Source organism: Janthinobacterium sp. SUN033 (genome assembly GCF_030397595.1).
Lineage (GTDB): Bacteria > Pseudomonadota > Gammaproteobacteria > Burkholderiales > Burkholderiaceae_D > Janthinobacterium > Janthinobacterium kumbetense.
Window position 1 is genome coordinate 300,562 of the sequence record NZ_JAPQNV010000003.1, and the last position, 15,405, is coordinate 315,966.

11 protein-coding genes are annotated in these 15,405 nt (G+C 66.0%); 4 read left to right on the forward strand and 7 right to left on the reverse strand.

Annotated elements, in window-relative coordinates:
• The 4 genes from tssM to tssA are packed head-to-tail and all read left to right on the forward strand — an operon-like array spanning window position 1 to window position 6,649.
• A complete protein-coding gene (gene tssM / locus OX460_RS14430; RefSeq protein ID WP_289899360.1) occupies window positions 1-3,768 on the forward strand; it encodes a type VI secretion system membrane subunit TssM in 3,768 nt (1,255 codons plus the stop codon).
• Entirely contained in the window at window positions 3,765-4,748 is a 984-nt protein-coding gene (tagF, locus tag OX460_RS14435; protein WP_289899073.1) for a type VI secretion system-associated protein TagF, read from the forward strand. Before tssM ends, tagF begins: the two co-directional genes overlap by 4 nt.
• Before the next feature lie 2 nt (window positions 4,749-4,750).
• Complete coding sequence (locus tag OX460_RS14440) at window positions 4,751-5,563, forward strand: OmpA family protein (RefSeq protein WP_289899074.1); 813 nt, start codon at window positions 4,751-4,753, stop codon at window positions 5,561-5,563.
• Window positions 5,564-5,611: 48 nt separating this feature from the next.
• Window positions 5,612-6,649, forward strand: coding sequence for a type VI secretion system protein TssA (gene tssA, locus OX460_RS14445; RefSeq protein WP_289899075.1), 1,038 nt, complete (start codon window positions 5,612-5,614; stop codon window positions 6,647-6,649).
• A gap of 13 nt (window positions 6,650-6,662) precedes the next feature.
• On the opposite strand, the gene tssH is transcribed toward tssA, so the two are convergent.
• The 7 genes from tssH to tssB form a co-directional block, all read right to left on the reverse strand.
• Window positions 6,663-9,320, reverse strand: coding sequence for a type VI secretion system ATPase TssH (gene tssH, locus OX460_RS14450; protein WP_289899076.1), 2,658 nt, complete (start codon window positions 9,318-9,320; stop codon window positions 6,663-6,665).
• A gap of 53 nt (window positions 9,321-9,373) precedes the next feature.
• The gene (gene tssG, locus OX460_RS14455) at window positions 9,374-10,459 is read right to left on the reverse strand and encodes a type VI secretion system baseplate subunit TssG (RefSeq protein WP_289899077.1); all 1,086 of its coding nucleotides are present in this window, start codon (window positions 10,457-10,459) and stop codon (window positions 9,374-9,376) included.
• Entirely contained in the window at window positions 10,423-12,267 is a 1,845-nt protein-coding gene (tssF, locus tag OX460_RS14460; protein ID WP_251351917.1) for a type VI secretion system baseplate subunit TssF, read from the reverse strand. The genes tssG and tssF overlap by 37 nt, the downstream gene beginning before the upstream one ends.
• Window positions 12,268-12,269: 2 nt before the next feature.
• Window positions 12,270-12,761 (reverse strand): type VI secretion system baseplate subunit TssE, encoded by a 492-nt coding sequence (gene tssE / locus OX460_RS14465; protein WP_035817453.1) that lies wholly within the window; start codon window positions 12,759-12,761, stop codon window positions 12,270-12,272.
• Between the two features lie 95 nt (window positions 12,762-12,856).
• The gene (locus OX460_RS14470) at window positions 12,857-13,348 is read right to left on the reverse strand and encodes a type VI secretion system tube protein Hcp (RefSeq protein ID WP_035817450.1); all 492 of its coding nucleotides are present in this window, start codon (window positions 13,346-13,348) and stop codon (window positions 12,857-12,859) included.
• A gap of 33 nt (window positions 13,349-13,381) precedes the next feature.
• Window positions 13,382-14,866, reverse strand: a complete 1,485-nt coding sequence (tssC, locus tag OX460_RS14475) for a type VI secretion system contractile sheath large subunit (RefSeq protein ID WP_099664664.1) — start codon at window positions 14,864-14,866, stop codon at window positions 13,382-13,384.
• Between the two features lies 1 nt (window position 14,867).
• Window positions 14,868-15,377: a type VI secretion system contractile sheath small subunit gene (gene tssB, locus OX460_RS14480; RefSeq protein WP_077402277.1), complete on the reverse strand. Its 510-nt coding sequence runs from the start codon at window positions 15,375-15,377 to the stop codon at window positions 14,868-14,870.
• Between the last annotated feature and the right edge of the window lie 28 nt (window positions 15,378-15,405).

Genomic DNA, 15,405 nt, shown 5'->3' on the forward strand with positions numbered 1-15,405 from the left:
ATGCAACGATTCTGGCACTCCCTGACTTCACGCACCAGCCTGCTCATCCTCGGCATCGCGGCCGCCATCCTGCTGCTGTTCGCCTGCGCCGTCATTTTCGACTGGCCGGCCATGCGGCTGCTGCCCTTGCTGGCCGCGGCGGCGCTGCTGGGCGCCATCGTGTGGTGGCTGCGCCGCCGCCGGCGCCGGCGCGAGGGCGCCAGCTTCAACAGCATGCTGGAGCAGCAGGCGGCGGGCACCGCGCCCAAGGCAGGTCCGGTGCAGCGCGAGGAAACCGAAGCCATCCGCAAGCGCATGCTGGAAGCGATCAATACCATCAAGACATCGCGGCTGGGCCAGCTGTCGGGCGATGCCGCGCTGTATGAATTGCCGTGGTACATGATCATCGGCAACCCCGCCGCCGGCAAGAGCACGGCGATCGCCAATTCCGGCCTGCAGTTTCCTTTTGTCGACAGCAAGATCGTGCAAGGCATGGGCGGCACCCGCAACTGCGACTGGTTTTTCACCACCGACGGCATCCTGCTCGACACGGCCGGGCGCTACGCCATCAACGATGAAGACCGCGCCGAATGGTTCGGCTTTCTCGGCCTGCTGAAAAAGCACCGCAAGCGCGCGCCGATCAACGGCATCATCATCGCCGTCAGCATTGCCGAGCTGACCGGCAGCAAGCCCGAATTCGCCATCGAACTGGCCAAGAACCTGCGCCAGCGCGTGCAGGAACTGACGGAGAAGCTGGAAGTCCATGCGCCCGTGTACGTGGTCTTCACCAAGGCCGACCTGATCACCGGCTTCAGCGAATTTTTCCAGGATGCCGAACGCGCCGAACGCGACAAGGTCTGGGGCGCCACCCTGCCCTACAGCGTCAACAGCTCGAAGCAGGATGTGCTGGAACAGTTCGACCAGCGCTTCGATGAGCTGTACGATGGCTTGAAGGACCTCAGCCTGGCCAATATGTCGCTGCTGGGACGCGAGCGCATGCCGCCCGGCGTGTTCACCTTCCCGCTGGAATTCAGTTCCGTGAAGGGGCCGCTGCGCGCCTTCATCGCCACCCTGTTCGAGGAAAATCCCTTCCAGTTCAAGCCCGTCTTCCGCGGTTTCTATTTCACCAGCGCGCTGCAGGAAGGCGCCTCCGTCTCCGCCTCGTCGGAGCGGGTGGCGCAGCGCTTCGACCTCAAGCCGCAGCAGCAGGAACACAAGACGGTCCAGGCCCAGGACCAGCACGGCTATTTCCTGCTGAACCTGTTTCGCAAGGTGATCTTCGCCGACAGGGAACTGGTGGCGCAATACGCCAGCCCGCGCAAGACGCGCTTGCGCTATGCCACGTTTTTCACCGCCATCGCGCTGGCCGGCCTGGCGCTGGGCGGCTGGAGCTGGTCCTACCTGGCCAACCGCCAGCTGGCGGCCAACGTGCAGGCCGACCTGGAACAAGCCATCAAGGTGCAGGACCAGCGCCTGGACCTGCAGTCGCGCTTCCAGGCCCTGGAAATCATGCAGGACCGCATCGAGCAGCTGGAAGCGTACCGCAGCAAGCGGCCGCTGGCGCTCAGCCTGGGCCTGTACCAGGGGGATTTGCTGGAGCGCAAACTGCGCGAGGAGTATTTTTCCGGCCTCAAGGAAGTCATGCTCGCGCCGGTGGCGCAATCGCTGGAGTCCTTCCTCGCGGAAGTGAACGCGGGCGCCGACCGGCTGCAGCCGCTGACGCCGGCGCCGGCCGGCACGGCGGCCGCTGCCACAGTCGGCACGGCAGCCGTTATGGCGGTCGGTACGACAGGCCAGCCCTTCAAGGATGCCGCGCCGACGAATGTGGAGGATGCCTACAACGCCCTGAAAACCTACTTGATGCTGGGCGACAAGTCACGCGCCGAAGCCGGCCACCTGAACGACCAGCTGACCCGCTACTGGCGCGGCTGGCTCGACGCCAACCGGGGCAACATGCCGCGCGAACAGATGATCCGCAGCGCCGAGCGCCTGATCTCGTTCTACCTGACGCAGATCGACGACCCGTCCTGGCCGCAGATCGAGAACAAGCTGGCCCTGGCCGACCAGTCGCGCGACAGCCTGCGCCGCGTGGTGCGCAGCATGCCGGCGCGCGACCGCGTGTATGCGGACGTGAAGGCGCGCGCCGCCACGCGCTTCCCGTCGATGACGGTGGCGCGCATCGTTGGCGAGCAGGACAAGGAACTGGTACTGGGCAGCTACGCCATCCCCGGCACCTTCACGCGCGACGCGTGGGAAAAATACATCCAGCAGGCGTTCCAGGAAGCGGCCAACCGCGAATTGCAAAGCGCCGACTGGGTATTGAAAACGGCGTCGAAGGATGACCTGACCCTGGAAGGCAGCCCGGAACAGATCCAGAAGGCGCTGGTGGAACTGTACAAGACCGATTACGCGCGGGAGTGGCAGAAATTCATCCAGGGCGTCAGCATCCGCGAATTGAACGGTTTCGACAATGCGGCGCAGGCGATGAACCGCCTCGGCGATCCGCAAGCCTCGCCCCTCAACAAACTGATCGAGACGGTGTACCAGGAAACCTCGTGGGACAACCCCTCCTTGCTGGGCCAGGGCTTGCAGCGCGCCCAGCGCGGGGCGATGGACTGGTTCCGCGAAACGGTGCTGCGCCAGAAGCCTGCCGCCGCGGCGGCGGCGGGCCAGGCCGGCGGCGCCATGCCGATGGGGCCCGTCGGCCGCGAATTTTCCGGCGTGGCGCGCCTGGTGGTGGCGCGCGACAAGGAAGCCTCGCCCATGCGCGGCTACCTGGCGGCCCTGTCGAAGCTGCGCGTGCGCTTCAACCAGATCAAGAACCAGGGCGACACGGGCCCCGGCGCCAAGCAGCTGATGCAGCAGACGCTCGATGGCAGCGGCTCGGAGCTGGCCGACGCGCTGAAATACGTGGACGAGCAGATGCTGACCGGCATGAGCGACCAGCAAAAGCAGGCCATCCGCCCGCTGCTGGTGCGCCCGCTGATGCAGACCTTCGCCGTCATCGTCAAGCCCACCGAGACGGAAATCAACAAGGTATGGCTGGCGCAGGTGCTCGAACCGTTCCAGAAAACCCTGGCGCCGAAATATCCGTTCGCGCCCGACTCGCGCATCGAGGCGAGCAATGCCGACATCGGCCAGGTATTCGGCCCGGAAGGCGCCATCGCCAAGTTCTTCAACACCACCATCGGCCCGCTGGTCGTGCGGCGCGGCGACGCCATCAGCGCCAGGACCTGGGCCGCGATGGGCATCACCCTGGCGCCGCCGGTGGTGGCCAGCCTGCCCGGCTGGGTCGCCCCGCTCAGCGCCAACGGTGTGGCCACGGCGGCCGGCGCCGCCGAAGCGCAGACGCGCTTCGACCTGCAGGCTTTGAGCGCGCCCGGCGCCACCGAATATACGATCGAGATCGATGGCCAGGCGCTGCGCTGGCGCGGCCAGCCGCAGCCCTGGGTGCACATGGTCTGGCCCAACCCGCAGGGCGTGCCCGGTTCGCGCATCAGCGCCATCACGCCGGAAGGGCGCACCGTGGTACTGCTGAACGAACCGGGTCATTTCGGCCTGAAGAAGATGATCGACTCGGCCAGGCGCACGCGCAAGGAGGGCGGCGTATTCGAACTGAGCTGGGAGAACGGCGGCGTCACCGTGATGGCCAACCTGAAGATCGTGGCCGCGACCGCGCCGGCCGCCACCTCCGCCGGCAACCAGGGTTTCCGCGGTCTGAAACTGCCGGAATCGGTCGTCATCGGGGCGCCGGAAACGGCCACCGCCATCGCCGGGAACACGCCATGAGCCGCCCTACCGTTACCCAGATCGGCTATTTCGGCAAGATCCCCAGCCGCGGCGACTTCATCAAGCACGGCGACAACCCGGCCCTGCTGAAGATGCTCGATGAGTGGCTGGCCAACGCCATGGAACTGATGACGGCCGATGCGCGCTGGAAGCTGACCTACGACGCGCTGCCGCCGCTGCATTTCGCCTTCATCGGCCCGCGCCGCGGCCGCGCCATCGCCGGGCATATCGCCGCCAGCAGCGATGCCTCGTCGCGCCGCTTTCCCTTCCTGATGATGGGCGCCATGGAAGTGGCGCAGCCAGCCGGCTTCGTGCCGACCAGTCCGCTTGTGCTGTCGCGCCTGTGGAACCGCCTCGATGCCCTGAGCGCCGAGATGTGCGGCGCGGCCGCCGGCGCCGCGCTGCCGGCAGCCGCCGCAGGCGCCAGCATCGAACTGGACTTGCGCGGCAGCGCCTACGATGCGGCCTTCGACGATTTCCTCGGCTTGCAGACTGTGGGCGCGCTCGACGCCCTGCTGGCGCCCACGGGTTTTGGCGGTTCCGTGCGCCAGGTGCTGCTGGCCCTGGGCATGCTGCTGCAACCCGTCATGGCCAGCAGTTCCAGCCGGCTGGAAAAAAGCCTGGAACTGCCGCTGCCGGCCGACCCGCTGTACCGCAATCTGGTGGCGGCCTTCTGGATGCACCTGATCGCCCCCTTCCTGGCGCGCGCCGACTTCGAACTGGCGCTGTTCATCACCCGCATCCGCGGCCGCCATGCGCTGGTGCTGGGCTTTTGCGGCGCCTCGGCGCAGACCCTGCACGCCATCATGGAACCGCAGGCGGCGCTGGAACACCACATCGGTTTCGACGACCTGGCCTGGGTCGAGGAACACGCCAACAGCGACTACGCCATCAAGAAAGCCTCGAGCTACCTCGCGCAGCCCAACCTGTCACTCAAATCGGCGCACGACACGTTTCGTGCCGCCTTCATCGGGACCTGATCATGCGCCACCTCCGCCTTGCCATCCTTCTCAGCCTGGTATTCGCCCCGGCCGGCGCCAGCGCGCAAAGCGCCGCCGTGCCGGCGGCCGCTGTCTCGGCGCCCGCCGCCGCCACGCCGCAACCGGGCCAGGTCCTGGCCAGCGGCACGGTGCCGGACGAAGCGGCCAAGGCGGCGGTGCTGGTGCGCCTGCGCGAATTGTATGGCGCCGACAAGGTGGTCGACCAGATCGCCGTCGGCCAGGTCGCGCAGCCGGCCAACTGGAACGCCTATGTGCAAAAACTGCTGACGGCGGATCTCAAACAGATCCGCCGCGGCCAGCTGAAGATCGAAGGCAGCGTGGTCAGCGTGCGCGGCGAAGTGGCCAACGAAGCGCAGCGGCAAAAGATCGCCAGCGACTTCGCCACCAGCCTCAATCCCACGTACACCGTCAACAACGGCTTGCGCGTGTCCGCCTCCGACCAGAACATCCTCGACGGCACGCTGGCCAACCGTACCATCGAATTCGAGAGCGGCAAGACCACGCTGACGCCGTCTGGCCGCGCCATCCTCGACGAAATGAGCGCGGCGCTGCACAAGCTGGCGGGCCGCAAGGTGGACATCATCGGCCACACCGACAACCTGGGACTGCGCGCCAGCAACCAGAACCTGAGCCAGGCGCGCGCCGAGGCGGTCAAGACCTACCTGGCCGGCAAGGGCATCGACGGCGACCTGCTCAGCGCTTCCGGACAGGGCCCGGACCGTCCCATCGCCAGCAATGACAGCGCCGATGGCCGCGCGCGCAACCGCCGCATCGAATTTCGCATGGTCCAGTAAGACCGCCACGCCTCCCGCAAGTCATCCGCCCCACTGCCGAGAACACACATGATTTCAGCCGACCAGCTCCTGCTTCCCATCAGCGCCGAACAGCCATGCGGCGTCGACCTGTCCTTCTCCACCGACTTCGACGCCATCGGCCAGGCGCGCAAGTTCGACGACCCCACGCTCGACCAGGGCGAGTGGGTCACCGACCTGAAGGAAGCCGACTGGGCCTTCGTACTGCAGCGTTGCGCCACCCTGCTGGGCGAAAAGAGCAAGGACTTGCGGCTCGCCGCCTGGCTGGCCGAAGCTTGCGCCAGGCAAGACCATTTGCGCGGCCTGGGCGAAGGCTATCGCCTGCTGGCCGGCCTGCTGCGCCAGTACTGGGACCTGGGCCTGTACCCGCAGCCCGATGGCGACGACCACGAGCAGCGCATCGGCAACCTGAGCTGGATCCTGGCGCGCACACCGTCCCTCGTGCGCGCGATGGCGCTGACGGACAAGCAGTCGGGCGGCTGGTCGACGGTCGACTTCGAGACGGCGCGCAAGCGGGCCGCCAGCAACCAGGACGGCGTCAACGGCACCAAGCTGGTGGACATGGAGGCGGCGCGGCGCGGCACGTCGGCGCAGTTCCGCGCCGCCTTTGCCGCCGACGCCCAGTTCTGCCTGGACGCGCTGGCCGAGCTGGAACAGGCGGCCGACACCCGCCTGGGCAGGGATAGCCCGGGCTTTTCCATGGCGCGCGAGGCCCTGCAGGCGATACAGCTTGCCCTACCTGCCACCACCACGGCCCTTCCTGCCTCCAGCGTCGCCGCCGCGCCGATGCCGGCTGGCGGCCAGGCGGCGGTGGCTGCCATGCCGGCGCTGCTGCCGGCGGCGCCCGGCGAGCTGCAAAGCCGCGCCCAGGCGCTGGCGCAGCTGCGCCAGGTGGCGCAGTACTTCCGCCAGACGGAACCGCACAGCCCCGTCTCCTACTTCGCCGACAAGGCCGCCAACGCCGGCGAGCAGAACCTGCACGAATGGCTGCGCGGCGTGGTCAAGGACGGCGCCTCGCTGGCCCACATCGAGGAACTGCTGGGCATCGCGCCCGGCAACGGCCACTGAGCCGGCTAGACGCCTATTTGATCGTGTACCGGAACTGCCCCTGCTTGCCGGCGCTGGCCTTGATGCGGCTGATGCCCTGCCCTTCCGCCATGCGCGCCAGCACGGCTTCGGCGATTTCCGGCAGCAGGCTGCCATTGAGGATATTGTCGACATTGCGCGCGCCCGAATCGACTTCGGTGCAGCGCGCCAGCACCGCCTCGACCAGCGCCTCGTCGTAGAGGAACTCGGCCTGGTGATTGGCGGCGATGCGGGCCGCGATGCGGCCCAGCTTCAGGCCGATGATACGGGCCAGCACATCGTCGCCGAGCGGATAATAGGGAATCACCTTCAGGCGCCCAAGGAACGCGGGCTTGAAAACCTTCAGCAGCTGCGGGCGGATGGCCAGCTCCAGCTGCTCCGGCGTCGGCAACTGCTCTTGCGGCAGGTTCAGGCACGCCTGCATCATGGCGGCCGACGCCACGTTCGAGGTCAGTATGATGATGGTGTTCTTGAAATCGATCTCGCGTCCCTCGGCATCGTCCATCACGCCCTTGTCGAAGACCTGGAAGAACAGCTCCATGACATCGGGATGCGCCTTTTCCACCTCGTCGAGCAGCAGCACGCTGTAGGGATTGCGGCGCACCGCCTCGGTCAGCACGCCGCCTTCGCCATAGCCGACATAGCCGGGCGGCGAACCCTTCAGACCCGACACGCTGTGAGCTTCCTGGTATTCGCTCATATTGATGGAGATGAGCTTGCGTTCGCCGCCGTACAGCACGTCGGCCAGCGCCAGCGCCGTTTCCGTCTTGCCGATGCCGGACGGGCCGACGAACAGGAACACGCCCTTCGGCTTGTCCGGGTCGTCCAGGTTGGCGCGCGCCGTGCGCACGCGCTGCGCCACCGCCTCGATCGCGTGGGGCTGGCCCAGCACGCGCTCCTGCAGCAAGTCCTTCAGCCGCAGCACCGTCTTGAGTTCATCCTTGACCATCTTGCCCAACGGGATGCCGGTCCAGCCGGCGACGATTTCCGCCACCACGTGGCCGTCGACCTGTACCGGCACCAGCGGCGTCTCGCCCTGCAGCGACGCCAGTTCGGCCTGCAGCGCCAGCAGCTCGCGCCCCTGGCCCGCGTCGGCCGGCTTGCCCTCCTCAAGTTGCCGGCGGATCGCCCGGATCTGTTCCGACAGCGCCTTTTCGCCATCCCAGCGCGCGGCCAGCTGCGCATGTTCCTGCGTGGCGGCGCCGCGTTCGGCGTCGAGTTGCTGCAGCCGCGCGCCATGGCGTGCGCCGCCGCTCTCCTCGCGCGTCAGGGCCGAGGCTTCCGCATCGATGCGCTCGCGCCGGCGCGCCACGCTGTCGAGCAGGGCCGGCGTGGCGCTCTGTCCCAGCGCCACCCTGGCGCAGGCCGTATCGAGCACGCTGATGGCCTTGTCCGGCAGCTGGCGGCCCGCGATGTAGCGGTGCGACAGGCGCACGGCTTCGGTGATCGCCTCGTCGAAGATGCGCACCTTGAAATGCCGTTCCATCAGCGGCGCCATGCCGCGCAACATGGCGCACGCCAGCTCTTCGCTCGGTTCCTCGATCTTGACGACCTGGAAGCGGCGCGCCAGCGCGGCATCCTTTTCAAAGTACTTTTTGTATTCGCCCCAGGTGGTGGCGGCGATGGTGCGCAGCTCGCCGCGCGCCAGTGCCGGTTTCAGCAAGTTGGCCGCGTCGTTCTGGCCGGCGCTGCCGCCGGCGCCGATCATCGTGTGCGCCTCGTCGATGAAGAGGATGATGGCATGCGCGCTCTTGCCCACTTCGGCGATGACGTTTTTCAGGCGGTTCTCGAATTCGCCCTTGACGCTGGCGCCCGCCTGCAGCAGGCCCATGTCCAGCGTGTGGATTTCCACGCCCTGCAGGATGTCGGGCACGTCGCCCTGCACGATGCGCAGCGCCAGGCCCTCCACCACGGCCGTCTTGCCGACCCCGGCCTCGCCCGTCAGGATGGGGTTGTTCTGGCGCCGCCGCATCAGGATATCGATCGCCTGGCGGATTTCCATGTCGCGCCCGATCACGGGATCGACCTTGCCGGCGCGCGCGCGCGCCGTCAGGTTGACGGTGAACTGGTCCAGCGCCGGCGTTTTCGACGCCGCCGCGCCGGCCAATTCGCCCACGGGATCGCCGCCGGCGTCGCCCGCGTCCTCCTGCCCTGCGGCCGCCTCGCCGGCTTCCTGCGAACCCTCGGTCAGCTTGTCGAGCCCGTGCTTGATCTCGTCGAGCTTGAATTCGTGGAACAGCGCCGAGCCCCGGTAGGCCAGTTGCGCCAGTTCCGGCTCGGTCAGCAGCGCCTGCAGCAGGTGACCGCTGCGGATGCTCACCTGCCGCCCGGCCCGCAAATCGAGCGAAGCGATCAGCCAGGCATGCTCGAACAGCTTCGGCAGGCGCACGGAAAACACGGGCGTGCGCGCATTGCCCGTCTGCAGGCGCGCCACTTCGGCGCGCAAATCCGCTTCCAGCATGCTCACGCTGACGCCGCTCCTGCGGGCAATCAGCACGAAATCGCTGCGCGGCTGCTCCAGCAAGGCGAGAAAGACATGCTCCAGGTCGACTTCATACTGCCCCAGGCCGACGCACAGACTGGCCGCGCGCGTGGCGGCCGTGCGGCAGGTGTCGTTCAACTTGCTGATCAGGGTTTTCAGGTTGATGCTCATGGGGCGGCGGTCCTTGTCGGATGATGGTTGGCGAAATCGGTAGAGTGGCGCGCTCAAGCCGGCGCATGCAGTTCATAGCGGACATCGGCGCGATCGCATGCCTCGCCGCCGGTGATCAGGAAACTGTCCCAGCCCAGCCGCCCGCCGCTGCGCGGCACTGCCAGCGCCATGCCCTGCACGTCGGCGGCGCGCAGCACCAGCTGCACTTCGTATTCCAGGCACAGGCCGGTGAACATGGCGAGCATTTTCTCGAGCGCGAGAGCGGCCGCGCCGCCGGGCAAGAAAGCGTCGAAGTGGCGGCGGGCCAGGGGGCCGATGGTCAGACGCAGGCGCAAGTCGCGCTGCCAGACGCGCGCACCGACCATGGCGGTGGCGCCCAGCACGGCGTTGCTGCCACCCAGCGTACTTTGCTGCTCGCGCGGCACGTCGTACCAGCAGCCGACAAACTGGCTGACGGCGACGCGCTGCCCGAAATACTCGGACAGCACCTGGCCGATCATCACAGCCGACGGCGGCCGGTGGCGCATGGCGGCGGCAAAGTAGCCCACCGATTCGTCGAGCACGCCCGTGCCGTCCGCCGCCAGGCGCTGGCGCAGCGAGGCGTTGCCCAGCCCTGCCAGCGACAGCAGCAGCGGCAGGAACTGATCCTTGCCGTCGAGCTGATATTTGAGCTCCAGCCGGTACTTGCGCCAGGCCTCATAGAACAGGGCCAGGGCGCGGTTCGAGAACGTGTCGAGGAAGGCGCGCGGCCCCTCGTCCTTTTCATACAGCTGGTGCGTGGCGATGCGTTCCGTATAGTGCAGCGGCAGCGCGCCGGCCACGCCGAGAAAGCCCATGAAGGCCGGCGTGACGCGCACGTATTTCAGCTGCGCGCTGCGCAGCGCCGCGCCCAGGGCGTTGGCGTCCGTTGCCAGTTCGCGCGGTTCGGGCGCCAGCGCTTCGATCTGGCTGGGGGCGAAGTCGAGCGAGACGGAATTCTGGAAGCGCAGGAAACTGGCCACCGCATCGTCGTGCGGCAAGCCATTGCGCCTGAGCCAAAGCTCCAGCATGCGTACCGCCTGGAAGTACTGGAAGCGGCAAGGCTGGGCAAACAGGCGCTCGATTACACTAGGCTCGAATCGCCGCTGCGTGGTTTGCATCGCCACAGCTCCTCTCCTGATTTTTTTGCCAGCACCACCAGCTGCGTGAAGCTGTTCGCATGCACATACAAGCCCAGGAAGCACTCGATCACATGCGCAAAGGCGTGGATGCCGCTGCCGACGAAGGCCTCTTCATCTATCGTCAGCCGCACTTCGACGCCGCGCACCAGGCAAGCGAAGGGATTGCCTGGCAGCCAGGCATTGGCGGCCTGGTGGGCGATGGCCGTGATGCCGCGGATTTGCCGCTGCGACGTGGCCGAGCGCGGCAAGTCGTACAGGGCCAGCATTTCCTGGAACGCTTCCAGGCCGCTGCCGGCCAGCGACAGGTGATTCAGCGACAGATGCGAAATCAAACGCCAGTGGGCGCCCCTGCCCCGTTCGAAACGGTGCGACTCGCTGGGTTTGCGCAGCAGGCTGATGCTGCGCACGCTGGAGCCGCCCTCGAGGAACAGGTCGCCGCCGTGCAAGCCGTAGGTCAGCTGCGCCGGCAAGTCGCGGTTGGTGCAGCTCAGCTCCAGGCTGAGCGTGTCCGTTTCCACCGCGGCCGGATCGAAATCGATGTCGACGATCGAGATCTGCATCTCGTAGCCGGGACTCTTGCTGGCGATGATCTCGTCGCGCCGCATGACCCAGTAGTGGCCATCCCTGGCCGGGGTCTCGCCATGGCGCAGCGAATAGAATGGGCGGAATTCCACCACGGATTCGCCCTGCGGCGTCTGCCGCACCAGCTTGACCGAGTCGATGGCCTGCACCTCGAACGCATACGCGCGGCGCGCATCGGCCAGCACGGGGTAGCTGGCGGCCGTGTGCGTGAGGCGGATGGGCTCGCCGCGCTGGCGGAACAGGTTGACCACCGGCGTACAGCCCAGCAGCAGGTTGTGCGTGTTCATCGTCCCCAGCAGGCGTGCCGTGTTCGAATCGGTGCGCAAGCCGCTCAGCGCCAGGTGCAAGGTGATGCGACGGCTGCCGGACGGCAGCGCGGCGCACAGCGCGCCCAGGTCGATGTCGAAGAAATTGAATTTTTCGGGAAAGCAGAAATACTCGGTCAGCAGCCGGTAGGCCGGATGCGAGCGGGCGGAAAACGGGATCAGTGCATCGTCCTCGGCAAAGCCGGCGCTGCGCACGGGAATGCCGTCGAGCGCGACCCAGCTGCCGCTGCCGTCCGCCTCGGCATAGGCCTTCACGGTGCGCATGAACAGGGCGTCGCGCAGCGCCGCGCAAAACGAGGGCTGGCCATCGATGAACACGCGCAGCGACGCCAGTCCCAGCTGGCCCAGCGACAGCTGCGCGGCGCTTGACTCGATGGTGATGCGCACGCCCGAGGTGGCATTCGCCGGCAGCAGCACCTGTTCCGGCGCCTCGATGATGGCGGAAAAAGCCGCATGCGTAAGCGCCAGCGGCGCCACCGTCACGGGATAGGCGGTACGGAAGGTGCAGGCCACGCCTTTCACGGGGCGCGTCGTCAGCTCCGTGCCGCGGGCGATTTCCGCAGGCGCCGTCAGCTGCGCCGCCGCGGCGCCGTAATCCATGCGCGCGATCGAGCACGAGGGAAACGGCCGCAGGTAATGCGGATACAGCACTTCGAACAGCGCTTCGGTAAATTCGGGATAATCGTCGTCGATGCGCTTCGAGATGCGCGAATTGAGCAGCGCGAACGACTGGATCATGCGCTCGATGTGCGGGTCTTCGCACACCTCGCCGCCCATCAGCAGGCGGCCGGCGATCTTCGGGTAGCGCTCGGAAAACTCGCGCGAATAACGGCGCAGGAAACCCAGTTCGCGCTCGTAATAGGGCAGCAATTCATCCAAGGTCAGGCTCCCGTGGACGCGGCGCGGCGCCCCTTGCTGATCGTGTAATGCAGGCTGGAAGGCTGCAGGATGGCGTCGAAGCTGACCGGTTCGTGCGCCGCATGCACCACCAGCAGCGCGCTGATGGCGAAATTGAGGCGGTTGATCGAGCCTTCCTCGATTTCCAGCGATGCGCGCACCTGGCGCAAGCGCGGCTCGTGGCGGGCGATGGCCTTTTCCAGGCACTGGCAGATATAGGCGCGGTCGTCCGTGCTCGACAGGCTAAGCCCGGCGAAATCGTTCAAGCCGTACGTGATGATCGACTTGCCGCACTCGGGAAAGGGTTTGAGCAGCGCCTCGGGAAGCACGGCGCGCGTGTTGAGCAGCGCTTCGAGGTCGCGCGCCACGGTGTCTTTCAAATCCTCGAGCGAGAGGCGCGAGACGGTGCCGCTGGAGGCGCCGTGCACGGGCGTATCCATCAGGCGGTCGAACAGGCCCGGCGTAAAACCTTTCATGAGCTTCCCGTTTCATGGGTGGCGTGGACGCCGCTGCCGGCGGCCAGGAAAGCCAGCGGCGGCAGCGCGCCACTGGCGTACGCGGTCAGATGCGGTCAGGCTGTCTTGTTGGCCGACAGGTCCCAGCCGCCGGAGGTGTTGCCGCCCGAACCGCCACCCACTTTTTGCTGCGTATACTTCCACTTGACCTTCGAATACTTGAGTGCCAGGTCTTCGCCGAGAATGTCGCCCGCGGCCACCGATGGCGCCACGCTGCTGATCATCACATTCTCCAGTTCGATCTCGAAGTACTTGATGCGCTCGCCCTGGCCATCGGCGCGCAGGAACTCGAGCTTGGCTTTCGGGATGGTCTTACCAGAAGAGCAAGTTTGCAGCAGCAAGGGGCTGGCGAGATCGGCCATCTTGGCGATGACGATATCCTTGTGCTCGGTACGTTCGGCGGTATGGCCGCCGCCCGTCGAGGCGGTCGCCGATTTGGGTTGCAACACCTGCCACTGGACCGACTTGCATTCGATCCAATCTTTGTGGCTGTTATCCGTGGATTCGCCTTTGATGCCATCAATTTGCAAGTATACGTCGATTGCCATGTTATTCCTTTCAAGGGTGTGAAGAAAAATACATTACGATTTGGTCGACTGCGGAAGCTCCGCGACCAAACGGAGTGAAACGGACAATTCATCGAGCTGGAAATGCGGACGCAGGAAGGACACGGCGCGGTACACGCCTGGCCGGCCCGGCACTTCCGCCACCTGCACCGAGGCTTCGCGCAGCGGAAACTGGGCCTTCTGTTCCTGGCTGGCGTTATCGTCGAGCAACACGTACTGCGTCAGCCAGCGGTTGAGGAAATCTTCCACGTTGGAAGCGGCGGCAAAGCTGCCGATCTTGTCGCGCATCATGGCCTTCATGTAGTGGGCGATGCGCGACACGGCAAAGATGTATTGCAGCTGCGCCGACAGCACGGCGTTCGCGTTGGCGGCGTCCGTATTGTATTTTTTCGCCTTCTGCGCCGACTGGGCGCCGAAAAACGCGGCATAGTCCGTGTTCTTGCAGTGCACGAGGGAGATGAAGCCCAGGTCGCTCAATTCCTTTTCGCGTCGGTCCGTGATGGCGATCTCGGTCGGGCATTTCAGCGCCACCTCGCCCTCGTCCGTCTTGAAGGTATGCGTCGGCAAGTCTTCCACCAGGCCGCCCCCCTCCACGCCGCGGATCGCCGCGCACCAGCCGTAATCCTCGAAGGCGGCCGTCAGCTTGGTGCCGAACGCGTAGGCGGCGTTGCACCACAGGTATTTCTGGTGGTCGGTGCCGTCGACGTCCTCGACGAAATTGAAGCCGTCGACCGTGGCGCCATCGAGCGGATTGAACGGCAGCCGGCCCAGGAAGCGGGGCAAGGTCAGGCCCACGTAGCGCGAATCTTCCGATTCGCGCAAGGATTTCCACTTCGCATACTCGACCGTATCGAAGACCTTGGCCAGGTCGCGCGGCTTGCCCAGGTCGCTGTAGCTTTCCAGGCCAAACAGTTCCGGCGACGCGGACGAGATGAACGGTGCGTGCGCGGCGGCGGCCACGTGCGACATCTGCTCGATGAAATACATGTCTTCCGGCTGGCGGCTGAATTCGAAGTCGCCCAGCAAGGTACCGAACGGCGCGCCGCCAAAGGTGCCGAATTCCTCTTCGTAGACCTTCTTGAACATGGTCGACTGGTCGAACTCCAGCGCGCTCTGGAAATCCTTGACCAGCTCGCGCTTGGTCGCGTTCATCATCTTGATTTTCAGATTCGTGCCGGTAGCCGTGTTCTTCACCAGGTAGTGCAGGCCCGTCCAGCTGCTTTCCAGCTTCTGGAATTCGGGCGCGTGCATGATGGCGCTGAGCTGCGCGGAAATGAGCTGGTCCAGTTCGGCCACGCGGGCATCGATGGTGGCGGCCAGGTTGTTCGATACCACCACCGTGCCATCCATGACCTGGCTGACCAGTTCGGAAATCAGATCCTTGGCGCGGGCGTGTTCGACGCTGGACTTGGCCACCTTGCTCTGCTCGACGATCTGGTCGAGCAAGTCGATTTCGGCGGCGCCGGCAGCGCTCAATGCGGGGGTCAGTTGTGCGGACATATCAATCTTTCCTGACGTGGGAATGTTGTTCCAGCTGGGCCAGTTTTTCCGTGCTGTTGAGCACGTCATTCAGGATGTCTTCCAGTTTGTCGTTGCCGGCCAGCTTGTTGCGCAGGTCGGCCAGCTTGGTGCGCGCCTCGAGCAGCTTGCGCAGCGGCTCGACCTGCTCGACCACCGCTTCCGGGCGGAAATCGGCGATCGCGCGAAATTTCAGCTCGACGCCGAACTGGCCGCCAGCGGCGCCCAGTTCATTCGGCACGCGGAAGGTGGCGCGCGGCTCGATGCCCTTCATCACTTCATCGAAATTGTCGCGGTCGATATCGACGAACTTGCGGTCCTTCAGGCGCTTCTGCTCGAGTTCGGAATTGCCGCCGAAATCGCCCACCACGCCCACCACGAAGGGCAGCTCCTTGTTTTCGATGGCGTCGCCGATCTCGACGTCATAGGTCATCTGCACGCGTGGCGGGCGTACCTTTTGCAAGCGCTTCTGCACACTATCTTTTTTCGACATGACATCCCCTTCCCAAATATTGGCGGCA